Source organism: Ileibacterium valens (assembly GCF_001945525.1).
GTDB lineage: Bacteria > Bacillota_I > Bacilli_A > Erysipelotrichales > Erysipelotrichaceae > Ileibacterium > Ileibacterium valens.
In genome coordinates, this window is the sequence record NZ_MPJW01000025.1 from 1 (window position 1) to 23,939 (window position 23,939).

Here is a 23,939-nt window from a genome sequence, read left to right on the forward strand (position 1 = left end):
ACAGTTCTGAGGTTCATCAGGATTGGGCAGGATTGGAAAGTTGGATCCGTCTACGCCAATGAGTCTGTATTTTCCTTTGAATAAAGGAGATTCCTGAACAAGCTCATCAGTAAAGCCCAGACAGGCGATCTTTAAAACTGTGTGGTCGAACTTGCTTCGAGCCTGACATATGGCAGAGTCAGTGACCTGGATTTTATGCGTCTTGAAGTAAGTCAGATTCTGCTGGCGAATAGAGCCGCTTGTCAGAGAAGCGATAAAACGAGCAATACGGGAAAGGCCAATTTTTCTGTTTCGCGTGAAGGCTTCGCCTTCAATCAGGGAACGATCCGGGCAGTCTGCCAGACCGTCCAGGTAAGAATAGAAGATTTGGCGATACTGTTTAGGGGATTTCGAATGGGTCAAAATAACCACCTCCGAAATCCTTCGGATTATGGATTAGTTCCGAGCTTCGGTCTGTCAAGTGCCATATTCGGATAATTTATAAACTTTTGGAGCAACTCCACTGCTTGTGTTAAAAATCAAAAAAAAGAGGAGCGAATTCCGCATGGAAGACACTCCTTAACTTAATGACATTGATATGTTTTAGTAATAAGAAAAAAATCTCTGGATCAAGCGGTATGCAGTCTTAATAATATTGGTTTCTCTGCGATATGGATTGTGATTCAAGAATTTGAAAATTTAGGAGTAAGCTTAATGACCAAGTTTACTCTTTTTGTATGTTGGTTTCGCAATAAAAACTTACCAGATTACTGGAGACTCATTGATAAACTACGCCCTATTACCAATGGACTTTATTTCGCTTAGTCTGTAAACAACTTAAATATCAGAATTCACAACAAAATTATTGCTCAATAAACAAAACATATTCTCTGCTGAACTGGAGACAAATCTATTAATCGAAAAAAGCAGAAGTGATTTTATAAAAATTGATATGAGCTCGTTAAAGTTCTGAAATGTTTTGAAAGATAACAATGAATCAGGAGTTTTTGCTGTTTAAAGTTTATTTCTTGATTTTTGAATTTAAGAGTGGTAATCTCTTTGGGTAAAGAAATGGAAAGTAGAAGCACCCCTTCTCACCTGATATGCAAGGCATATGGGTCAACGCCAGTTCGCAATCTTTTTTGTGATCGGGATGGGTGCAAAATCCCGTTTTTTTTATGCCATTCTATCAGAAATGGCCGAACAATAGTTACAAATCTACAATTAAGTTTTTGTTTTATTGCTTGAAGATTCAAAATTTCGAAAGGAAGGTATTCAATTATCAACAACCGTAAAGTTGCCCCGAACAACGTCAATGACGATCTGTTCAATGAAAAGATTCCCTTCAGAGAAGTCCGCCTGATTGACTCGAATGGGGATCAGCTTGGAGTTAAAAGCAAAAGAGAAGCATTGGAAATTGCTTATCGTCAGAATCTTGATCTCTTATGTGTTGCTCCAAAAGCTCGTCCTGCTGTCTGCAAAATTCTCGATTATGGTAAATATCATTTCGAGCAGCAGAAAAAGGCCAAGGAAGCCAAGAGAAAACAGCATACAGTGGAGCTGAAGGCACTTCGTCTTTCCCCTGTTGTCGATACGCATGATTTCGAAACCAAGCTTCGCCAGGCCCGCAAATGGATTGAACAGGGCATGAAGGTGAAGATTGATATGCGATTCCGCGGACGAATGATGACTCGCCAGGAAGTCGGCAAGCAGATCATGAATGATTTTCTTGAACAGCTCAGCGACATTGCTTCAGTTGAAAAGAAACCATCACTTGAAGGGAATACAATGTCCCTGATTCTGGCTCCTCAGAAAAAGAAATAAACCTGAAGAAGATTACTTAAGGAGGAATAGAACATGCCAAAAATGAAAAGCCACAGAGGTCTAGCAAAACGCGTAAAAGTTACCGGATCTGGCAAACTGAAAAGACATCACGCTTACACATCTCACCGTTTCCACGGTAAGACAAAAGATCAGCGCCGTCAGCTGGCTAAAGCCGGTCTCGTTGACAAGTCTGATTACAAACGCATCAAAGACATGCTGGTGAAGTAGAACAGGGAGGATAAAATAGATGCCAAGAGTAAAAGGTGGAATTGTTTCCCGCAGAAGAAGAAAAAAAGTCTTAAAGCTTGCCAAAGGTTACTTTGGTTCAAAACACACTTTATATAAAACCGCTAATGAGCAGGTTATGCATAGCTTCAAATATGCTTACAATGACCGTAGAAAGCTCAAAGGCAACATGCGTAAACTCTGGATTGCTCGTATCAACGCAGCTGCCAGAATGAACGACATTTCTTATTCGAGACTGATGCACGGCTTAAAACTGGCTAACATCGATATCAACCGCAAAATGCTTTCTGAAATGGCTATCCATGATGCAGAAGGTTTCGCAAAAGTCGTTGAAGCTGCTAAAGCCGCTTTAAACTAATTCTTCACACGAATATTAATCTTAATGACTGTCCGTTCAGGATGGTCTTTTTTTCTGCTCTAGATTTGCAAAAAGACCGTACAATATGGCAAATAGCGAATTGTAAGATTGAATACTGAAAAAATTATTTTGGAATATTTTTTTGATTTATACTGGTTTTAATTAATATGAAAAGATGTTTATAAAAGTAAAAGGTGTTATATAAGGTTGTTGGTATATGAATAATAGCTATAAATTTGAATCTAAAGTATTCAGAAAAGGAGAAATGTATGACAAAACGCGTTTTTAAAATTTGCTTGACTGCTTCTGTGATTACATTTTTGATCTTCCTGTTTTTTAGAGACTACAGCCAACAGACTCTGTATACCTTAGTCGGTGAAATCACTAATGAGACAGAAAAGAAAATTGAGTTCTACCTTTCGCTTAGAACAGCTTCCGATTATGAGATGGTATTGACTGCCTCATTAACATTCTTTGCCTTCGCCTTAAATGCAATAAAAAAACATTCCATCCCATTATTGTCAGCTGCAGCTGGAATCCTGCTGGTTGAAATTGGAATAGCTGCTTTAGTCTCGTTATGGAGAATAAATTCCCCGATGATCTATTCAGAGGTCTTTATCTTCAGCAGCTGGTTCTGGGTTTTTGCAGGAATTACATTTTCTGCAGCTCTAGTCTGTATTTTGCTGAAACATCCTCAAACTGGCAAAGCTAAAATGTAAAACTGTTTTTCTGCTTTTAAAGGCGCCAGTGATGGCGTCTTTTTCTTTAGCTCTCACTTCTTTGGATTTCTTTCACTTGTTTATTTTTTTCTCCGTATGTTCGTTCTGTTATACTCCTATTCATTCTGTTAACTTCACTAAAACAGATTTCAGATATTTCAAACGACAAAATGAAAATATTATTCCATCTTTCAGTAACTTTTAGATACCTGCATAAATGATGTCTTATTGGCTGATAGGCTGATCTTGCAGAGGAGGAGGGAGTTAAATGAATCCTTATATGGCAGTCCTGGATCAGGAACTGTCACAATCAACTGATCGAAGGTATGTGATTATTGATCCGATCACAAATGAAATTCTGGACGATTCGCAAGGATTTGGCTACAAATCAATACAGAAAGCCTATGAAGGTTTTGAGTACAGATGCCAATCGAAAACTGAACGCGACAGACAAATTCAAATTCGAAACAGAATCAGTCAGCTTCTATTGGAAAGAAACGATTTGTCACTTCAGCTTGAACAACTCTGTTTTGAAAAGATGCCAGCTAAAGTTTTGATTCAGGCAGAGGACATCACTGGTATTCTTGAAGAGCTTCGAATTAATCTGAAGGATTATTCGATTGAATTGTCAGATTTGATTCGTTATTTGTAACGATCAGACCTTCGAAAAAAAACGGGCAATCCTCTCTGATTAGACGGGATTGCCGGTTTTATTAGAAATTGTATAAATTCCTTTTGTCGATTGTATAAGTCTTTAAAAAAGTGATGCTTCGTCAAAGAAGTTCGTAATTTCCTGGTATGGGCAGAGACTAAGCGTTTTTCCCCTGATTGGCAAAACTGATTACTTCTTCCATAGACATTTCACCTTCATGCTCAAGGACCACTTTTTTGTTATTGATAAAGAATAATGTTGGGGTTGCCTCAACATTAAAGTCGCTAGCGAGCTGCTGCAGACGATCAACGTCACATTGAGCTACGATAACACCTTCATTTGCTAACTGATCGGATGCTTCGCTTAATACAGGTTCAAAAGCCTGGCAATGCGGACACCAGGTGGCAAAAAACTCTACAAGAACATACTGATTCTGATCGATGATATTTTCAAAGTCAGCCTGATTTTCAACATATTTGATTGACATACAATCACCTCCGTGAGTATTTCATGAATATATTGTCAATCTATTCATCTTTTTACACAAGTAAACTGACTTTGCCAAAATCAAGCATGGTTTGAATAGACAGCTGAATAGAAAAGAAAAAAGGATTGACTGATCCATTATTGATCAGTCAATCCGATAAATTTTTCCTTCAGGATTGAAGATGACTGGTTTGAATATTCAGTCAGCTATTACAAGTCAATACTAAACATTAATTGCTGCATGAATATTCTTCGTTTCCGGATGTTTTGCCAGAATCGGATCAATATACTCTGCAAAAAATTCTTCAGTCTGCGCAGGTGCCCGGCCTACATATCTTGATGGATCAAGAATGGTTTCAAGCTGCTCATCCGTGATATTAAAGCGGGGATCGTTTTTGATGCGCTCAAGCAGGTCGTTTTCCTTGCCCTCCATTTTAACCTGACGTCCAGCTTCCATGGAGTGTTCGCGAATGGCTTCATGAAGTTCCTGGCGATCACCACCGGCTTTAACGGCATCCATCATGATGTTTTCCGTCGCCATAAATGGAAGTTCTTTTCTCAGGTCAGCTTCCACCACTTTGGGATAAACGACCAATCCATCGGTAATATTCAGATAGAGGTCAAGAATTCCATCAGCTGCCAGAAAAGCTTCAGCCATGGCAATACGCTTATTGGCGGAGTCATCCAGAGTTCTTTCAAACCATTGCGTAGAAGCAGTGATTGCCGGGTTGATTGAATCGGCAATCAGATAATTGGCTAAGGCAGCCATCCGTTCAGAACGCATGGGATTGCGTTTGTAAGCCATGGCGGAAGATCCAATCTGTCCTTTTTCAAAGGGTTCTTCCATCTCCTTTTTATGCTGAAGAAGACGGATGTCGTTGGAGAACTTATGAGCCGACTGAGCGATTCCTAAAAGTACGTTCATAACCTGGGAATCATATTTACGAGAATAGGTCTGTCCGGAAACCGCAAAGTAATCGTCATAGCCCATCTTTTTACAGATCAGTCCATCGATCTGTCTGGCTTTATCTTCATCATTGTCAAAAAGTTCCATAAAGGAAGCCTGAGTTCCAGTTGTTCCTTTCTGACCGAGTAATTTTTTATTGTCTAGAAGATGCTGGATTTCATCATAATCCATCATCAGATCCTGTGCCCATAAAGCCGCGCGCTTGCCAACGGTTGTTGGCTGAGCCGGCTGAAAATGGGTAAAGGCAAGGCAGGGCATATCTTTATATTCCAGCGCAAATTTTTTCAGGTTGGCAAGAACTGCCGCAATCTTGCTTTGCAGAAGCTCGAGACCTTCATGCATGATGATCAGATCGGTATTATCTCCAACATAGCAGCTGGTGGCTCCAAGATGGATAATTCCCTTGGCATTGGGACACTGCAGTCCATAGGCATAAACATGAGACATGACATCATGACGGACGATGGCTTCTCTTGCTTTTGCTTCTTCATAGTTAATATCATCCGCATGGTCTTTGAGTTCCTGAATCTGTTCGTCCGTAATATCGAGCCCAAGTTCCTGTTCAGCTTCAGCTAATGCAATCCAGAGCTTTCTCCAGGTCCGGAATTTTTTCTCATTGGAAAATAGATGCTGCATTTCCTTAGAGGCATAGCGAGCCGAAAATGGGGATTGAAAAATGGTATTATCACTCATTATGCACCAAATCCCAGTCTGGCAAAGACTTCTTTATAGGCACCTTCCGGATCGCCCAGATCGCGGCGGAAACGGTCTTTATCCAGTTTTTCACCGGTTTTCATATCCCAGAAACGGCAGGTGTCTGGTGAAATTTCATCGGCAAGAACAATTGTGCCGTCAGCTGTTTTACCAAATTCAAGTTTGAAGTCGATTAATTCAATGCCAATTCCGGCAAAGAATTCCTTCAGTACATCATTGACCTTAAAAGCGTACTGGCTGATCAGGTCGATTTCTTCCTGAGTGGCTGCGCCGATGGCCTTTGCCATATAGCTGTTGATCAGCGGATCGCCCAGATCGTCATCTTTATAGGAAAATTCGAGGGTGGAGCATTTCAGATCACTGCCTTCAGGAATTCCAAGACGTTTGGAAAAAGAGCCGGCGGCTCGGTTGCGGATGATGACTTCAAGCGGAACGATATCCACTTTTTTCACAGCAGTTCTGCGATCATCGATCTCTTTTACAAGGTGTGTCGGAACGCCCTGTTCTTCTAAAACTTTCATCAGGTAGTTCGTCATCCGGTTATTGATGGCTCCCTTACCGGCGATGGTTCCTTTTTTTAACCCGTTAAAAGCTGTCGCGTCATCTTTATAATCGACAATCACAATTTCAGGATTGTCTGTGTTGAAGACTTTTTTGGCTTTGCCTTCATAAATCATATCCTTTTGTTCCATTAGAATGATTTCCTCCCGTTTTCACTTGCATTATAGGCGATAAAAAACATCTTTGAAGAGAAAAACGAAATTGTGTCTGAAAAGTGGTGTACATTGTTTTCTGAAAACGATATTCAAAACAATGCAAAAACAACGAAAACGTCTTTCCTGATGAAATAATCCCATAATTTTCACGAATATTTTATCAATTCTTGAAAATGAGAGTTCAGCTTTAGTAGGATGAGAATGCAAGCAGCTTCACTTCTTTTGGAGGTCTTAGGTATGGTCTTATCTTTGCTCACTCAAAAGCTAATCTGTCAAAAGCCTTTTTCAGCGTGCCTTCATCACAGGGGACGCTTTTTTCATTGCTAAAACGAATATAAAAAATGGAATGAAAACGATATCAGGCTTTAAAGCTGCTGCTTTATAAGACCGAATGATGGAAATATAAAATTTTGAGTTGATTTTAGAAAGCCATTCCGAATTCAACCTTCCGGCTTTGCAGGAATCAACGAATTGATGGCGTAATTGAATCAGCAATAAAGAAGAGAATGTAAAGGAAACATTTGGAGGATATTATGGAAAATTCAAAAGTCCTGATTGTTATGGGCAGCCGTTCTGACCTTCCGGCCATGGAAGGATGCATGAAACAGCTGGATGAATTCAAAATTGGATATACCGTTCGAATTCTTTCAGCGCACCGTACTCCGGAAGCTGTGATTGAACTTTCAGAAAATGCCAGAAAATCTGGCTATGAAGTGATTATCGCCGCAGCAGGCGGAGCCGCTCATCTGGCAGGAGTTCTTGCCAGCTCAACCATCCTTCCGGTCATTGGCATTCCAATTCAGACCAGTGCGTTAGGCGGAATGGATTCACTGCTTTCCACTGTTCAGATGCCTGGTGGAGTTCCGGTAGCTACTGTAGCTATCGGGAAGGCGGGTCCAAAAAATGCAGCGATTTTAGCCGCTCAGATTATGGCTTTGCAGGATCCAAAGCTGGCTGACACATTAACTGCCTTTAAAAAAGCTCAGGCAAAAGCGGTATTAGATGACTCTTATCTAAACTGAATAAAAAGACGGATAAATCGTTTTAAATCGCTGCCAAAAAGAATCAAAAAGACTTAGAAGTGAAGCCCAGCCTGATCAAAAATCTGACGATGGATTTGTAAAAAAAAACAAAAATCAGGCAAAACCAATGATAACAATCAGCCATTCAAGCTTATGAGCAACAAAAATCATCAGGTTTTTTGAGCGATAAAATCTTGCAGAGATTAAGCAAGGTTTTTATAGAGCGTTTTGATCCATGAGCCCTGAATGGAATTAAAGATAGAACAGAGAAAAGGAATTCTACTTTCATGGATATTCGTTTATTTGTACGAAAGAAAAAAGATTATCAGGTTGAAAGTCAGTCACTGGCTGAAAACCTCAGAAACTCTTTTGGACTGGATGATGATTTTAATCTGATCCAGTACAACATTTACGATATTTACAATGCAGACCAGGAAGATATTGATCTTCTGAAACAGAATGTTATTGCAGAAGCAGTGACCGATGAAATTTTTGAAGAGCTGCCTGTGGGCGAAGAACAGAAGGTTCTAGCCTATGAATATCTGCCAGGTCAGTACGATCAGCGCGCTGACTCAGCACAACAGTGTCTGATGCTTTTCAACAATAAAAATGACATTCGAATCCATTCAGGGACCGCTCTGGTGATGGATCATGTCAGTGATGAAGATCTTAAAAAAATTGAACACTATCAGATCAACCCGGTTGAAGCCCGCAAAAAGGATTTAACCATTCTTGATGATTCACAATCCGCACAGATTAAGGATGTTCCAGTTCTGGAAGGCTTTATTGATCTTAACGAAGATGAGATTGAAAAAATGGTCAGTGAACTGGGTCTTGCGATGAGCAAACTCGATCTTTTATTCATTCAGGACTATTTCAAAAATACCGAAAAAAGAAATCCGACAATGACAGAAATCCGCGTTCTGGATACCTATTGGTCAGATCATTGTCGTCATACCACCTTTGAAACCGTTCTTGAAAAAGTAACGTTTAATGACGAACGCTTCAAGGAACAGATGGAAGAAGCCTGGAAGCTTTACCTCGATTTACGAAATGAAAATGGCCGCAGCGAAAAACCGATCACACTGATGGATCTGGCAACCATTGCTGGACGGACCATGAGAAATCGTCATCAGCTTGATGATGAAGAAGTCAGCGATGAAATCAATGCCTGCTCAATCGAAATTGAAGTAGATGTGGATGGAAAAAAAGAACCCTGGCTTTTGATGTTCAAAAACGAAACACACAACCATCCAACCGAAATCGAACCATTCGGTGGGGCTGCGACCTGCATTGGCGGGGCTATCCGGGATCCGCTTTCCGGACGAAGCTATGTTTATCAGGCAGTTCGTATTTCCGGGGCTGGAGACATTACAGCTCCACTTGAAAAGACGATGGAACATAAACTTCCACAGTCAAAGATTTCCAAAACGGCTGCCCATGGCTATTCCTCTTATGGAAACCAGATTGGTCTGGCTACGACATTTGTCGAAGAAATCTTTGATGAAGGATATACCGCTAAACGCATGGAACTTGGAGGAGTGGTTGGTGCCGCTCCAAAATCCAATGTAAAAAGAGAAAACCCACAGCCAGGCGATCTGATTGTTCTGATCGGAGGAGCCACAGGACGTGATGGTATTGGAGGAGCCACTGGTTCAAGTAAGGAACATAATGATTCATCTCTTGAAGAATGCTCTTCTGAAGTACAAAAGGGAAATGCCTTAACTGAAAGAAAACTTCAAAGACTGTTCAGAAACCCTGAAGTAACCACATTGATTAAAAAGGCAAATGACTTTGGAGCCGGAGGAGTATCCGTAGCCGTTGGAGAACTCGCTGATGGTCTGAAAATTAACCTGGATGTCGTTCCCGTTAAATATGAAGGACTTGATGGGACAGAACTGGCCATCTCAGAATCACAGGAACGCATGGCTGCCTGCATTGCACCTGAAGACCTGGAGAAATTCAAGGAAGAATGCGCCAGGGAAAATCTTGGATGTGTGGTCGTGGCTGAAGTCAGTGATGAAAACCGCCTGGTGATGAACTGGCGAAATCAGACGATTGTGGATATGAGCCGCGATTTCTTAAATACCAATGGAGTTCGGATGCATGTGGATGTTGACGTTGAAACCACCGATTATCCGGACAGACCTTTTGAAGAAACCGATCAGCCGCTCACTGAAGTTCTGCAGCAGGCCAATGTGGCTTCTCAGATTGGTCTTGCCGAAATGTTTGACGCATCCATCGGTAAGAGCACCGTCCTGATGCCTTTTGGTGGAAAAACACAGCATACTCCTGAACAGGGATCCGTACAGAAACTTCCTGTAGATGGCTTTACTGAAACGGTCTCCTATATGACTTATGGATACAATCCATCCTTATCCAAATATTCACCATGGCTTGGTGCTCAATATTCAGTCATTGAAGCCCTTGCCAAACTGGTCAGCATGGGCGGAGATCCAAAAAAGGCCCGCCTGACCAATCAGGAATACTTTGAACGCTTAGGCCTTGATTCAAAAAAATGGGGAGCTCCATTACAGGCTCTGCTTGGATTGCTCAAAGCGCAGATGGAAATGGGAACACCTTCGATTGGAGGTAAGGATTCAATGTCTGGAACCTTCAATCAGATTCACGTTCCGCCAACGTTGGTCACTTTTGCGGTCGTTTCCGGAAACATGAATTCGGTCATCTCCTCAGCCTTTAAAGAAGCCAATCATCCGGTTTATCTGGTCGAACATCATTTAAAAGAAAACCATGAACCGGATTATGAAGAAATCAGAAACAATTTTGAATCCATCGTTGAAGAAAATCAGGCCGGCAATATTGCAGCCGCTAGAGCTCTTCGCCAGGGTGGACTTTCGGCTGCTGCAGCACTGATGGCTTTTGGAAACGAAATTGGTGTTGAGATTGAAGATGAACATCCAACGCTTTATCGTCCTGGATCCATTCTGGTAGAGACAAACAAACCAGTCGACCATGAGAATTGGAAACTGGTTGGACATACCTGCACTGATAAGGAAATTATCATCAACGGAAAATCCCATCCAATTGATGAAGCATTTAAAGCCTGGACAAAGAGGTATTCTTCACTTTATCCGTTAAGCGTCAATGAAGACAATCATGAAACCATCGATACGAAGCTTTCGAAAGGTGAAAAGGAATACTCCAAAGTTCAGATTGATAAACCAGTTGTCGTTATTCCAGTTTTCCCAGGACAGAACTGTGAAATTGATACAAAGATTCAGTTTGAACGGGCTAAAGCCGAAGTTCATACCGTAGTTTTCAATAACCAGAGCGTTGAAAACATTCAGAAATCCATCCAGAGACTTGCCGATGAGATTTCCAAAGCACAGATCCTGATGATTGTCGGTGGATTCTCTTCAGGGGATGAGCCCGATGGATCCGGTAAATTCATTGCCAGCGTTCTGAAAAATCCGATCATCGCCAAAGCCATTGATGAAATGAGAGAAAACGATGGTCTGATTCTGGGCATCTGCAATGGATTCCAGGCTCTTGTAAAGAGTGGTCTGCTTCCATATGCCGATACGACTGCACTCAACGAAAACTCACCAACTCTGTTCAGAAACGATATCAACCGTCACGTTTCCCATATCGTGAAGACCCGGGTTACTTCCACCAAATCACCATGGCTTCAGAATTTCGAACCAGGACAGACTCATTCCATTGCCGTCAGTCATGGAGAAGGCAAGTTCATGGCCAGTGAAGAAATGCTCGATGAACTCGAGAAGAATGGGCAGATTGCTTTCCAGTATGTCGACGAAGAAGGAACTCCTACCATGAACGGAAACCATAATATTAACGGAAGTGCCAGGGCGATCGAAGGAATCCTGTCCGCTGATGGTCGAATTCTTGGCAAGATGGGTCATTCCGAACGGTATGAGGAAGGACTGTTCCAGAATATTTCCGGTGATCGAAACCAGAATATTTTCGAAAACGGTGTTCGCTTCTTCACTCACCGTTAATGGGATCAGAACAATGGAGAGAAAAATAATTGTTCAGAATGCTTCTGGCATTGCCGGAATTGTGATTCCAGAAAATGAATCAGCCAGCAGTCAGATTTATTACATGCTTCACTGCATCCAGCATCGAGGTCCGGATGCCTGCGGTATTGCCAGTGCCAATGGAGAGCGAATCTTCAATGAAAAAGGCCTGGGGATGCTCTCAGAAATTTTTAAACCCGATCATTTGGAAGAACTCAAAGGCTTTCAGGCAATTGGCCAAGTTCGAATGAAAACTCCGGATGACAGGCAGGAAGAAAATCTGCAGCCAGTCAATGTCCGGGCACATCAGGGACCTTTTTCCCTGGTGTGCTCTGGCATGCTGTTAAATAATGCGAAGCTTCGATCCGAAATGATGGAAAGCGGACTGATCTTTCAGGGGACCAGCGATGCGGAGATTCTGGCTCATCTGATTCAGAATTCCGAAGGAAGACTGATTGAACGGATTGAACAGACAGTTGGGCGAATTCAGGGAAGTATTACTTTTCTGGTGATGACCAAAAATACCATGTACGCCTATCGAAGCCTGGATGGCATCAGAAGTCTGTATCTTGCAAAACTGACGGATGGCGGGTATGCCTTCTGTTCTGAAAGCGCAGGATTTGGTCTTCTTGAATGTGAAGAGATCAGAGAGGTTCGTCCTGGCGAACTGATTATTCTGGGAAAAGAAGGCTATGAATCAAGAAGGGCGGGAATCAGTGCCGGCAGACCGTGTGCCATGGAAACTGTGTATTACTCCAGAGCTGATTCAGATTTCGGAAATCTTTCCGTCTATGAAATTCGAAAACGGGCTGGAGAAAAACTGGCAGAACGTGAAGATATCGATGCGGATATCGTGATTGGAGTTCCTGATACGGCGACTTCTGCTGCCGCTGGTTTTGCTGAAAAACTGAAAAAGCCATACGAGATGGGAATCATTAAGAATCGGTACATCGGAAGTACTTTTGTCAGACCAACCAAAGCCCAGCGCGATGCCGGGATGAGAGTCAGACTCAATGCAGTCAGCTCAGTTGTCAAAGGAAAATCGGTCTACCTGGTGGATGACTCGATTCAAAAAGGCGATACGGCCAGACGCCTTTGTCAGTTGTTAAGAGAAGCTGGAGCAAAAGAAGTTCATCTGCGGATTGCTTCTCCGATTATTACATCATCCTGTTTTCATGGAACAGAATTCATTGATGAAAAAGATTTATGCGGGTCCTCCTATTCAGAACAGGAAATGTGCCAACTTTTTCAGGCAGATTCCCTTCGCTTTCTGTCTGTTGAGGACTTCGAAGAACTTCTGCCAACAAAAGCCTGCCTGGAATGCTTTGGCAGAAAACAAAGAAGATTCAGAGGTTAGTCTTAAACGCCTGATTGCTTATGGATTGCTCTTTTGACTTGAGAGTCCTTTATGGTTTCGAATCAGCCAGATTAGCTGCTGGATAAAAGATCGATTCAAATCGAGAAAAAAGCATAAAGAAAACAGGTCGTAAGATGCAAATCAAAAGGCATAATTCAAAAGCAATCCGTCAAAAACTGAAGAAATTAGAATTTGCGAATAAGCAAAATCATCGAAAAATACGAAAAAAGTGATTCTGATTTTGATCAAACCTGAATACGGGATCAATCATCAGGAGCTTAAAGATAGAATGCTGCTGTCGAGGATGTAAAAAGGAAATAAAAGACAGATAGCAGGCAATCCGAAAGATTGCAGGAAAGGAATAGTTGAATGTCTGATCAGTATAAAGAAGCAGGGGTTTCTCTTGAAGCCGGATATGATTCAGTTCGTCGAATTAAATCTCATGTAGACAGAACCCGTGTCAAAGGAACCATGGATTCCATTGGTGCCTTTGGAGGAATGTTTGATCTTGAACAGGCTGGTTTTACGAATCCGGTTCTTGTCAGTGGAACCGATGGAGTCGGAACCAAACTGATGCTCGCATTTGAAATGGATAAGCACGACACCATTGGAATTGATGCCGTGGCTATGTGCGTCAATGATGTTCTGGTTCAGGGAGCAAGCCCATTGTTTTTCCTTGATTATATTGCGGTTGGAAAAAACCATCCGGAAGTCATCGAAGAAATCGTTAAAGGCGTAGCTGACGGTTGCGTTCTTTCTGATGCGGCATTAATTGGTGGAGAAACTGCTGAAATGCCGGATATGTATGATCCAGAACATTATGATTTAGCCGGTTTTTGTGTAGGAGCTGTCGATAAGGACCACCTGATTGTTCCAAAAACAGAAGTTGGAGATGTTTTAATCGGGCTTCCAAGTTCCGGAGTTCATTCCAATGGGTTCTCATTGGTCCGCAAAGTTCTTTTTAAGGACAATCATCTGGATCCTCATGAAACCTTTGAAGAACTCGGTAATAAGAAGCTGGGCGAAGTGCTGCTCGAACCAACCCGCATTTATGTCAAACCGGTAAAATCTCTGTTTAAAAAGGCAGATATTCATGGAATGGCTCATATTACCGGCGGCGGCTTCTTTGAAAATATTCCAAGAATGCTCAAGGAAGGTCAGGGTGTAGAAATACAGCTGGATTCATTTGAGAAACCGGCGATTTTTGATTTCATTCAGAAATATTCCAATATCCCAAATGACGAAATGTATAACGTCTTCAATATGGGAATTGGCTTTGTCATTGCAGCTCCTGAATCTGAAGCTGCCAAGATTCAGAAACTTCTTAGTGAAGCAGGACAGCCATCCAGTGTGATTGGTGTGATCACCGATTCCGGACAGGTGGTTCTCAAGTGAAAAACATCGCTGTCTTTGTCTCCGGATCCGGTACGAATCTTGAAGAAATTCTCAACCGGATTGAAGCCAATGAATTAAAGGTTAATTGTAAAGCCGTGATCTGTGATAAGGAAAACGCTTATGCAAGAGATAGGGCCAGAAATCATGGAGTGGATGAATTCTACTTTAATCCCAAGGCCTACCCTTCAAAGAAGGAATATGAAGAAGCCATCCTTGAAGTTCTGAAAGAAAAAGAGGTAGATTTTCTGGTCTTATCCGGATATATGCGTTTTATTGGAAAAACTCTGCTCGATGCCTATCCATCAAAGATCATTAATATTCATCCAGCCCTTCTTCCAAGCTTTCCTGGCGCTCATGCGATTCAGGATGCCTATGAAGCCCAGGTTCCGTTTACAGGTGTAACTGTTCATTATGTGGATGAAGGTGTAGATACCGGTCCGGTAATTCGTCAGGAAAAAGTCGAACTGGATCCTTCATGGAGCCTTGAACAGACTGAACAGGCCGTTCATGCCAAGGAATATGATCTGTTCTACCGCGTAATTCAGGAAGTTGCAGACCTTCTTGAAAAATCTGATAGGGATTGCGCTTAAGAAATAGAAATCAAGAAATAGAAGTGAATTAATAGAAATCAAGTAATAAAAACAGGAATAGACGCAAAGACTGTATACTCAGTCAACCTGAAATCTCAACATCTGTTCATTAACAATTAAGAAAAGAAATCATCAAAGAATTCATACAGGAAATGAACCGTATGGGTTCATATTCAGAAAGGAATAAAGAATGAAAAGAGCACTAATCAGCGTTTCCGATAAAACGGGACTAAGCGATTTCGCTAAAGGCCTGCAGGAAAACGGTTATGAAATTATCTCAACTGGCGGAACCAAAAAAGCCCTTGAAGATTCTGGAGTCAATTGCATTTCGATCTCGGACATTACCGGATTTCCAGAAATTATGGATGGGCGGGTAAAAACACTTCATCCAAATGTTCATGGCGCACTTCTCTGCGTTCGCGATAATCCAGAACATGTGGCAGCCATCCGCGATCTTGGTATTGAAGACATTGACCTGGTTTGTGTCAATCTGTATCCATTTAGGGAAACTGTACAAAAAGAAGGCGTAAGTCATGCCGAAATCATTGAAAACATCGATATTGGCGGACCAAGCATGCTGCGTTCGGCTTCTAAAAACTACCGCTATATTCCAGTTCTCTGCGATCCTTCAGATTATGAAAAAGTACTGACTGAAATCAGAGAAAATGGCGAAACATCATTAGATACCCGTGAAAAACTCGCGGCTAAGGTTTTCCGTCATACAGCCCGTTATGATGCTATGATTGCTGACTATCTGACAAAGAAAACCAATGAAGAATTCCCGGAAAGCATGACCATTACCTTTGATAAGGTTCAGGATCTTCGTTATGGAGAAAATCCGCACCAGCATGCTGCTTTTTATGCAGGCATGAATCCTCAGTATTCTTTAGCCAATGCAAAACAGCTTCATGGGAAGGAGCTTTCCTACAATAACATTCAGGATGGAAATGCAGCCATTGAAGTCTTGAAGGATTTTGAAGGCACACCAGCCGCTGTCGGCCTTAAACATATGAATCCATGTGGAGTGGGTATTGGAAATACAATCAATGAAGCCTGGGATAAGGCCTATGATGCTGATCCAGTATCCATCTTTGGCGGAATCGTCGCTTTAAATGAGCCAGTAGATGCGGAACTTGCTGAAAAATTATCGAAGATTTTCCTGGAAATCATCATTGCCCCTGGATTTACGCCAGAAGCCATGGAAATTCTGACCCGTAAGAAAAATATCCGCCTGCTAGAACTGGATACGACTCTGGCTCCAAACAATACACTGAAATACACCAACGTTAACGATGGTCTTCTCGTTCAGGATATGGACAGAGCTTCGGCCTCAGCAGAAGATCTCGTATGTGTAACAAACCGCAAACCAACCGATGAAGAACTCAAACAGCTTCTGTTTGGCTGGAAAGTGGTCAAGCATGTTAAATCCAATGCGATTGTCCTCGTCAAGGATGATCAGACAATCGGTGTCGGAGCGGGTCAGATGAACCGTGTAGGAGCAGCAAAAATTGCAATAGAACAGGCTGCTGATAAGGCTGCTGGATCTGTTATGGCTTCGGATGCTTTCTTCCCAATGCCTGATACGGTTGAAGAAGCTGCAAAAGCAGGTATCACTGCGATTATTCAGCCAGGGGGAAGCATTAAGGATCAGCTTTCCATTGATGAATGCAACAAACATGGTATTGCGATGGTCTTCACTGGAACCCGACATTTCAAACACTAATCGTTGAATAAGGAATCTGAAACAGAAAAATCAGAATCAAAGCTTAAGAATAAAATCGTAAGAACAAAAACTAAGAATTAAGAAATGAAGAAATGAAGCAGTTCAGGCAGGATTCAATTGGATCCTGCCTGGCCTGATTAAAGAGGAAAAATAATGAATATTCTCGTAGTAGGAAAGGGCGGAAGAGAACACGCTTTAGCGCTGGCTCTGTCCAAATCTGCAAAGTGCAGCAAGCTGTATTGTGCTCCAGGAAATCCTGGTATGGCTAAAATTGCTGAATGCGTCAATATTTCAGATGAAGATATCGAAGGGCTTAAAAATTTTGCCAAAGACCACGACATTGATCTGACAGTGGTCGGACCGGAATCTTCTCTTGCCGCCGGGATTGCCAATGCATTTGAAGAAGAAGGATTAAAAATCTTTGCGCCGACAAAAGAAGCGGCTCAGGTTGAGTCTTCCAAGGACTTCGCCAAGGGATTAATGAAGAAATACGATATACCAACCGCAGGCTATGAAACTTTCGATCAGTTTGAAGCTGCAGTTAGTTATGTCAAGGAACATGGTGCGCCCATCGTCATCAAGGAAAATGGGTTAAAGGCAGGCAAGGGTGTTACGGTGGCCATGACCGAAGATGAAGCCATCGATGCTTTAAAAATCGCTTTTAGCATTGAAGGAAACAAAGTCGTCATCGAAGACTATCTGGAAGGATTTGAATTTTCATTAATCGCTCTGGTCAATGGTTCACTGGTTGTCCCTTTAGAATGCGCTCAGGATCATAAACGGGTAGCCGATAACGATCAGGGACCAAATACTGGCGGAATGGGAAGTTATTCCCCAGTACGGGCAATTACAGAGGAAATGGTCAATACGACCATGGAAACCATCATGATTCCAATGGCAAAAGCTTTAGAAAATGAAGGCGTTCCTTTTAAAGGATTCCTGTATGGCGGTCTGATGGTCACAAAAGATGGCATCAAGACCATTGAATTCAATGCCCGCTTTGGCGATCCGGAAGCAGAAGTCATTCTGGCCAGACTCGAAAGTGATTTTGTCGATGCCATTGAAGATGTCATGGTAAACAGAAAACCAAAGCTGAAATGGACAGATCAAGTTGCTCATGGAGTTGTTATGGCAAGCACCAATTATCCAGCTTCCTCTACTAAAGGAGCCTTAATTGAAGGACTCGATGATCTTGATGATGATATGCTTGTCTATCATATGGGAACCAAAGAAACTAATAAAGGTCTGGTAACGGACGGTGGACGTGTCTTAATGATCGTCAGCCTGGAAGATACGCTGCCTCAGGCAATGAAAAAGACCTATGATGAGCTTTCCAAAGTAAAGAGTGATGAACTCTTCTACCGCACCGATATCGGAAGAAAGGATCTCGAAGAATGGCATTAACTGATCTTGAAATTGCTCAGGCGACTGAAATGGAGCCGATTGAAAAAGTGGCTGCAAAAATAAATATTTCTAAAGACGCTCTAGAACGATATGGAAAATACAAGGCAAAAATCGGCTTCGATACTTTGAATGCTTTAAAAGATGAAGATGATGGAAAACTGATCCTTGTTACTGCAATTAATCCAACCAAGGCTGGTGAAGGAAAGTCGACCACCACAGTAGGACTGGGTGATGCCTTGAATCTGCTGAATAAAAAAACGATGATCGCTTTGCGTGAACCATCTTTAGGACCTGTATTCGGCTTAAAAGGTGGAGCTGCCGGTGGAGGATATGCCCAGGTTGTTCCGATGGAAGATATCAATCTTCACTTCACAGGAGATATGCATGCGATTACTACCGCAAACAACCTGTTAAGCGCAATGATCGATAACCACATGTATCAGGGCAATGAATTAAACCTCGATCCAGAACGAATCACCTTTAAACGCTGTCTGGATATGAATGACCGTACCCTGCGCAGAGTAGATATTGGAAAAGGAGCCAGAGTCAATGGGATCGAACGTGAAGATGGCTTCAATATTACTGTGGCTTCAGAAATCATGGCCGCCTTATGCCTGGCAGAAGATCTGATGGATCTGAAAAAGCGCTTTGGCCAAATGCTGATAGGCTATTCAAAAGATGGAAAACCTGTTTATGTAAAGGATCTGAAATGTGAAGGGGCTATGGCTATGGTCATGAAAGATGCCATTTTGCCAAACCTGGTTCAGACTCTTGAACACAATCCAGTTCTGATCCATGGCGGACCGTTTGCCAATATCGCTCATGGCTGCAACTCGGCCATTGCAACAAAAGCGGCCTTGAAAATGGCGGATTACGTTGTGACGGAAGCAGGATTCGGCGCTGATTTAGGTGCTGAAAAGTTCCTTGATATTAAATGCCGGAAAGCTGGTCTTCATCCAAGTGCGGTTGTTATTGTAGCGACGATCCGCGCTTTGAAGCAGCATGGAAATGTAGCTTATGAAGATCTCAAAGAAGAAAACGTTCAGGCAATGCTTGATGGATGCGCCAACCTGGCCAAGCACATCGATACGATCGAACAGTTTGGACTTCCATATATCGTAGCGATCAACCAGTTTGAATCAGATACGGATGCAGAAATCGAAGCGCTGCAGAACTGGTGTAAAGAAAATAATCATCCAATGTCCCTTTCTCAGGTTTGGGCTAAAGGCGGCAAGGGTGCGCTGGACCTGGCTGAAAAAGTTATTGAACTGACCGATCAGCCCAACCAGTTTGCTCCTTTATATGATGAAAAGGATTCAATTGAAAATAAGATCGAAGCCATTGCCACAAAAGTATATGGTGCCAAAGGGGTTGAATTTTCTCAGGAAGCTAAAGAACAGATTGAAGAATTCAAGCAGCATGGCTGGGACAAGCTTCCAGTCTGCATGGCAAAAACGCAGATGTCCTTATCGGATGATCCCAAAGTTATGGGAAGACCAGAGGATTTTGTGATTACGGTTCGTGAACTTCGACCTTCATTAGGGGCTGGATTTGTCGTAGCCCTGACTGGATCGATCTTAACGATGCCGGGTCTTCCTAAACATCCTTCTGCTTTGGATATGGATATTGATGAAAACAACCGGATTACAGGACTGTTCTAAAGTTTATGTTTGATGAAATCCATGAAGAGTGCGGTGTCTTTGGGGCTTATCGGCTCAAAGATGCGGCTGCACTGACTTATTATGGTCTGCATTCCCTTCAGCATCGAGGACAGGAAGCAAGCGGAATCGCCGTTTGCAATGATCATGTGATTGAGGTAATCAAGGGAAAAGGTCTGACCATTGATGTTTTTAACAAGCAGAAACTCGAATTACTCAAAGGAGACTGCGCCATTGGACATGTTCGCTATTCAACTGCAGGCGGACAGGAATATCAGAATATTCAGCCGATTGCCGCAACCGGGCCACTGGGTGAAATCGCAGTCGTACACAATGGTCAGATCGTCAATGATCTCGAGCTTCGCAGACAGCTTGAAGAAGAAGGATGTATTTTTCAGGGAACCAGTGATTCAGAAATTATTCTCCATCTGATCAATCAGGAAAGCGGAGATCTTCTTGAAAGAGCCATGAAGACAGCCCGTAAGCTGGTTGGAGCATACTCCATATTAATTATGCAGGATGATCATCTCATCGCTTTTCGTGACCGGCATGGGCTCAGACCACTCAGCTATACGCGTGATCGAGACGGCTATCTGATTTCTTCAGAAACCTGTGCTTTTGAAATCATGGGAATTTACGATTCGATTACGATTGCTCCAGGAGAGCTCGTCGAATTTAAAAAAGGCCTCGCAAAAGCCTATCAGTATATCGATCCAAAGGAATGCTCGTCGAATATGTGTGGAATGGAGTATATCTATTTTGCAAGACCTGATTCTGTTATTGAAGGACAGAATGTTCATTCCGTTCGAAAGGAAACAGGACGGCAGCTGGCCAGAAAAGATCAGGATTTAAATGCAGATATTGTCATTGGGGTTCCTGATTCTTCTTTATCTGCTGCGATGGGGTATGCCGAAGAAGCAGACATCCCTCTGGAAACTGGATTGGTAAAAAACCGATTTGTCACCCGTACGTTTATTCAGCCAACTCAGTCGATGCGTGATCGTGGAGTTCGAATGAAGCTTTCTCCGATTCCTTCAGTCGTTAAGGATAAATCCGTAGTGATGATAGATGATTCAATTGTCCGGGGAACAACCAGCCGGCGCATTGTCAAACTGATCCGGGAAGCAGGGGCGAAGGAAGTTCATGTTCGTATTGCTTCTCCAGTGATTCAGTGGCCATGCTTTTATGGAGTTGACACTTCAACCCGTAAGGAACTCATCGGCGCGAATCTTTCTGTCGATGAGATCTGTGAGTATATTGGCGCTGATTCATTGAAGTTTCTTGAAACAGACGAAGTCAGACAGGCTGCCTGCCCGGTAGGACTATGCATGGCCTGTTTCGATGGCAAATACTGCACATCCTTATTCAGCCATCAGAAATCTCTGGATGAAGATCTTGCAGATGTCTGAAAATGAAACAATAAACTGAAATTAAATAACAAACTAACCGGCAGACTCTTTAAGAAGTCTGCCGGTTTTATGTATTTGCTTATCTTTCCTGCATGAATGTGGCCAGGATATCTGATATAACAGGACATCAGTACCGGCATCAGTCAATTGTATTAAAGAGACTTTCCGGAAATTTTGCTGAATGTAAAGTCATCGAGATCACATTTGAATCTGGATCCTGATACGCTTCTTCAAAGTATTCAAAGAATTCTCCAGGAGAAACAATTCCTTTCGATACTGGAATATTTAAAGAGATTTCGTTTAGCTTTGCGCAGGCAAAGTTAGAGCAGTTATTTCCGAGCAGGGAATACCAGGCCCATTCTCCATCTTCATATTTTCGAAATTCTGCTCCTGTCCGATACCATAGACGGCTGGCATAATCCTTTTCATAATCCTTTTCATAATCCTTGAATTTCAAATCGACCTGATCCATAGGAATTTCTTCAAGAGGGCATTTCCACGGAACAGTCGAATTTAAAATCCCGGAAACCATGTTATCGAATTTTTTCTTCTGAGCTTCACTTAACCGGATTCCAAACTCAAACTGAGGAGAATGTTCGACGACAGAACAGTTGTTTGAATAGATTTCAGATCCTGCGGTAAAGAAAATGCCTGGACCAATGGTATGAAACCATTTTTCAGCGCTGACATCATAATTCCCATAGGAATAAGCCACATGGTTTCTCGAAAAAGTCATATGACCATACAGCCTGGCTCCATAGGTACCTGAATGAATAAAGACAGATAGATCTGGTGGATTCTGATCACTGCTTTTCTGAAGATGAAGAACTGGATTTTTGTCGTCCAGTCTTTGTCTTAACAGATGGTCATAGTATAAAGCTGGTAAAATACCGACAATAAAAGCGGGCAGGGCCATCCAGTTTCGAAAGGCATAATATCTGGCATTATATGGATTGGAAAAAAAGAACATCTCCATAAATCCCTGGATCGCCTGAAGGAGCAGATAACAGCCAATCAGACGCGATACCAGAATCAGATGATCTCCTGAAAGATAGATTGCCAATCCGCCATTGAGCAGATATAAAATCCCCATCATCAATTCAGCTTTCCAATCGGCACAGTTCGATTTCAGATCAAGGACCATCTGGATCAAAAAGACCAGAGCACAGGCGACCAGATAGATTCCCAAAGCATCGATCAAAAAGTGGTATCCATATTCATAGCTGAATAATCCTACCGCGATGAGTAAGATTAAAATCAGCGATGCCAACAGATCGAGCGATCGATGAAGTCTGAATCCATCGATCAGAAATTTGAGGGCACTGATTCCCATCATCAGGATAAAAAAACATAAACTCGCTTTTGCAAAGAACGATGGCAATAGAATGATGAGAATTGCCAGCACCAGAAAGAGAAAATTGGATATTTTCTGGGCTCGAGTGATTTGGTTCATACTTATTTCGTCTATGAAATCCGAAGGCTATTCCATTTCTGAAGAAGCTGACATACTACCTTCCTGAAATCCCTGCGTAAATCCATTCTGAAAGCAGTCGTTGGCAAATACAGAAAGCTGCTTTTTCAGTTGTTCTTTATATTCAGCTGGAGCAGAATCAATGATTTTATCCATTTCTGCATTTTGCTGGCGCTGCATTTCCCTGAATTCATCGGTTCCATCTACCTTATCCATCCAGGCGTTAAAACCTTTCTTCGCATTATCTAAATCTTCTTCGATCTTCTTTAAAAATCCGTTCATATTCGTTCTTTCCTTTCTGCATTTTCATACACTTTGAATTGAAAATGCCTTACTAACCAAATTAAAGCATGTTTACAAAGCAGACTATGCTTTTCTGACCATGGAATTGCTGGGGTATTAGTGAAGACAAAAGCATTGCGTCAATGAGTTGAAGCCAATAGAGGAAAAAAGTAAACTGAAAACGAAAGAGTTAGAATCATTTAACCGTTAGTAGTATCGTCTGGAATGCGTTTGACTCAACCGACCATTTTCTTTTGAAACTTTCAATTTCAACAAAAGATTCAGTTTTTGAAGAAGTCTGAATTGCTCAACCTTATCGAAACCGAATATAGATCATAAGAAAATAGATTACAGAGAAAACCGATAGAAAATTCGTTACTGAAAGAAAAATCGTTATAGGAGGGTTTATGAATTTGACGGATATAGTCATTCTGATTGTTGTGGTGGCTTTCTTTATTCTGGCTATTCTTCAGATCAGAAAGAAGGGAACCTGCAGCTCAGGTGATTGTTCTTCATGCTCTGCTCATTGTCATTCAAGAAAGAATGAACCACACAAGAGTCTGGTGGAACGCTATTATGAGGACCATCCAAGATCAGAGAATTCCAAAAGGTAAAAGCTCCTGTTATTTCTTTTGATCGAATCGATCAATCAAAGAAATACAGGAGCTTTTGTAGTTTTAAAGTATAAATTTTTCAATGTCATTAAGTTAAGCAGATAGAAGCGCGAGTTGCTCCGCACTTCATCGTGGTGTTCAGAATCTACCAGAAATTTTTATCTGGAATCAGCCATTTTTCGGCTTCAAGCCTCACGAATACGATAAAAACTGAGTGATTTTCCGCAATTTATCGCCTCTTTTTCAAAATTAAGGCATACTGAAAACAGCGATAATGTTCTGTTATCGCTTCGGGATTATTTCTAATCTTGGAAACAGGCTATTTCCAGTGCGAGGTTGAAGCGCTTGAACTTTT

The 23,939-nt window shown here is 42.0% G+C and carries 21 protein-coding genes; 15 read left to right on the plus strand and 6 right to left on the minus strand.

The window, feature by feature from the left end; translation table 11 throughout:
- A partial coding sequence (locus BO222_RS00610) for a hypothetical protein (RefSeq protein ID WP_143356872.1) occupies positions 1–402 on the minus strand: 402 nt, incomplete at its 3' end.
- Positions 403–1,257: 855 nt separating this feature from the next.
- Between BO222_RS00610 and infC the strand changes: the two genes are divergently transcribed.
- The 5 genes from infC (at position 1,258) to BO222_RS00635 (ending at position 3,778) form a co-directional block, all read left to right on the plus strand.
- On the plus strand, positions 1,258–1,803 hold the full coding sequence (infC, locus tag BO222_RS00615) for a translation initiation factor IF-3 (RefSeq protein WP_369898722.1): 546 nt from the start codon (positions 1,258–1,260) through the stop codon (positions 1,801–1,803).
- A gap of 33 nt (positions 1,804–1,836) precedes the next feature.
- Positions 1,837–2,031 (plus strand): 50S ribosomal protein L35, encoded by a 195-nt coding sequence (gene rpmI / locus BO222_RS00620; protein ID WP_075817450.1) that lies wholly within the window; start codon positions 1,837–1,839, stop codon positions 2,029–2,031.
- Between the two features lie 19 nt (positions 2,032–2,050).
- A complete protein-coding gene (gene rplT, locus BO222_RS00625; protein WP_075817452.1) occupies positions 2,051–2,407 on the plus strand; it encodes a 50S ribosomal protein L20 in 357 nt (118 codons plus the stop codon).
- A 269-nt stretch (positions 2,408–2,676) separates the two neighbouring features.
- Positions 2,677–3,126, plus strand: coding sequence for a hypothetical protein (locus BO222_RS00630; RefSeq protein ID WP_075817454.1), 450 nt, complete (start codon positions 2,677–2,679; stop codon positions 3,124–3,126).
- A gap of 268 nt (positions 3,127–3,394) precedes the next feature.
- The gene (locus BO222_RS00635) at positions 3,395–3,778 is read left to right on the plus strand and encodes a hypothetical protein (RefSeq protein WP_075817456.1); all 384 of its coding nucleotides are present in this window, start codon (positions 3,395–3,397) and stop codon (positions 3,776–3,778) included.
- Between the two features lie 157 nt (positions 3,779–3,935).
- On the opposite strand, the gene BO222_RS00640 is transcribed toward BO222_RS00635, so the two are convergent.
- From BO222_RS00640 to purC, 3 genes are all read right to left on the minus strand, one after another.
- Positions 3,936–4,265, minus strand: a complete 330-nt coding sequence (locus tag BO222_RS00640) for a thioredoxin family protein (protein WP_075817458.1) — start codon at positions 4,263–4,265, stop codon at positions 3,936–3,938.
- A gap of 222 nt (positions 4,266–4,487) precedes the next feature.
- Positions 4,488–5,924: an adenylosuccinate lyase gene (gene purB, locus BO222_RS00645; protein ID WP_075817460.1), complete on the minus strand. Its 1,437-nt coding sequence runs from the start codon at positions 5,922–5,924 to the stop codon at positions 4,488–4,490.
- Positions 5,924–6,637 carry a phosphoribosylaminoimidazolesuccinocarboxamide synthase gene (gene purC / locus BO222_RS00650; RefSeq protein WP_075817462.1) on the minus strand — a complete coding sequence of 238 codons (714 nt, stop codon included), beginning with the start codon at positions 6,635–6,637 and terminating at the stop codon, positions 5,924–5,926. The genes purB and purC overlap by 1 nt, the downstream gene beginning before the upstream one ends.
- A 557-nt stretch (positions 6,638–7,194) precedes the next feature.
- Here purC and purE point away from each other — a divergent pair.
- The 9 genes from purE to purF all read left to right on the plus strand — a co-directional run bounded on the left by purE (position 7,195) and on the right by purF (position 21,217).
- A complete protein-coding gene (gene purE, locus BO222_RS00655; RefSeq protein WP_075817464.1) occupies positions 7,195–7,683 on the plus strand; it encodes a 5-(carboxyamino)imidazole ribonucleotide mutase in 489 nt (162 codons plus the stop codon).
- A gap of 287 nt (positions 7,684–7,970) precedes the next feature.
- Positions 7,971–11,663, plus strand: coding sequence for a phosphoribosylformylglycinamidine synthase (locus BO222_RS00660; RefSeq protein ID WP_075817467.1), 3,693 nt, complete (start codon positions 7,971–7,973; stop codon positions 11,661–11,663).
- A 13-nt stretch (positions 11,664–11,676) separates the two neighbouring features.
- A complete protein-coding gene (locus BO222_RS00665) occupies positions 11,677–13,038 on the plus strand; it encodes an amidophosphoribosyltransferase (protein ID WP_075817469.1) in 1,362 nt (453 codons plus the stop codon).
- A gap of 369 nt (positions 13,039–13,407) precedes the next feature.
- Positions 13,408–14,433 carry a phosphoribosylformylglycinamidine cyclo-ligase gene (gene purM, locus BO222_RS00670; RefSeq protein WP_075817471.1) on the plus strand — a complete coding sequence of 342 codons (1,026 nt, stop codon included), beginning with the start codon at positions 13,408–13,410 and terminating at the stop codon, positions 14,431–14,433.
- A complete protein-coding gene (gene purN / locus BO222_RS00675; protein WP_075817473.1) occupies positions 14,430–15,023 on the plus strand; it encodes a phosphoribosylglycinamide formyltransferase in 594 nt (197 codons plus the stop codon). The genes purM and purN overlap by 4 nt, the downstream gene beginning before the upstream one ends.
- Positions 15,024–15,213: 190 nt before the next feature.
- Positions 15,214–16,746, plus strand: a complete 1,533-nt coding sequence (purH, locus tag BO222_RS00680) for a bifunctional phosphoribosylaminoimidazolecarboxamide formyltransferase/IMP cyclohydrolase (protein ID WP_075817475.1) — start codon at positions 15,214–15,216, stop codon at positions 16,744–16,746.
- 153 nt (positions 16,747–16,899) lie between these two features.
- A complete protein-coding gene (purD, locus tag BO222_RS00685; protein ID WP_075817477.1) occupies positions 16,900–18,150 on the plus strand; it encodes a phosphoribosylamine--glycine ligase in 1,251 nt (416 codons plus the stop codon).
- Positions 18,141–19,811 carry a formate--tetrahydrofolate ligase gene (locus BO222_RS00690; protein ID WP_075817479.1) on the plus strand — a complete coding sequence of 557 codons (1,671 nt, stop codon included), beginning with the start codon at positions 18,141–18,143 and terminating at the stop codon, positions 19,809–19,811. Before purD ends, BO222_RS00690 begins: the two co-directional genes overlap by 10 nt.
- A 5-nt stretch (positions 19,812–19,816) precedes the next feature.
- A complete protein-coding gene (purF, locus tag BO222_RS00695; RefSeq protein ID WP_075817481.1) occupies positions 19,817–21,217 on the plus strand; it encodes an amidophosphoribosyltransferase in 1,401 nt (466 codons plus the stop codon).
- A gap of 139 nt (positions 21,218–21,356) precedes the next feature.
- Here purF and BO222_RS00700 read toward each other — a convergent pair whose 3' ends face one another.
- Together BO222_RS00700 and BO222_RS00705 are read right to left on the minus strand one after the other, a co-directional pair.
- Positions 21,357–22,670 (minus strand): hypothetical protein, encoded by a 1,314-nt coding sequence (locus BO222_RS00700; RefSeq protein WP_075817483.1) that lies wholly within the window; start codon positions 22,668–22,670, stop codon positions 21,357–21,359.
- A gap of 27 nt (positions 22,671–22,697) precedes the next feature.
- Positions 22,698–22,970, minus strand: coding sequence for a hypothetical protein (locus BO222_RS00705; protein WP_075817485.1), 273 nt, complete (start codon positions 22,968–22,970; stop codon positions 22,698–22,700).
- Between the two features lie 407 nt (positions 22,971–23,377).
- On the opposite strand from BO222_RS00705, the gene BO222_RS00710 reads away from it, so the two are divergent.
- A complete protein-coding gene (locus tag BO222_RS00710) occupies positions 23,378–23,584 on the plus strand; it encodes a FeoB-associated Cys-rich membrane protein (protein WP_075817487.1) in 207 nt (68 codons plus the stop codon).
- The last annotated feature ends 355 nt before the right edge of the window (positions 23,585–23,939 follow it).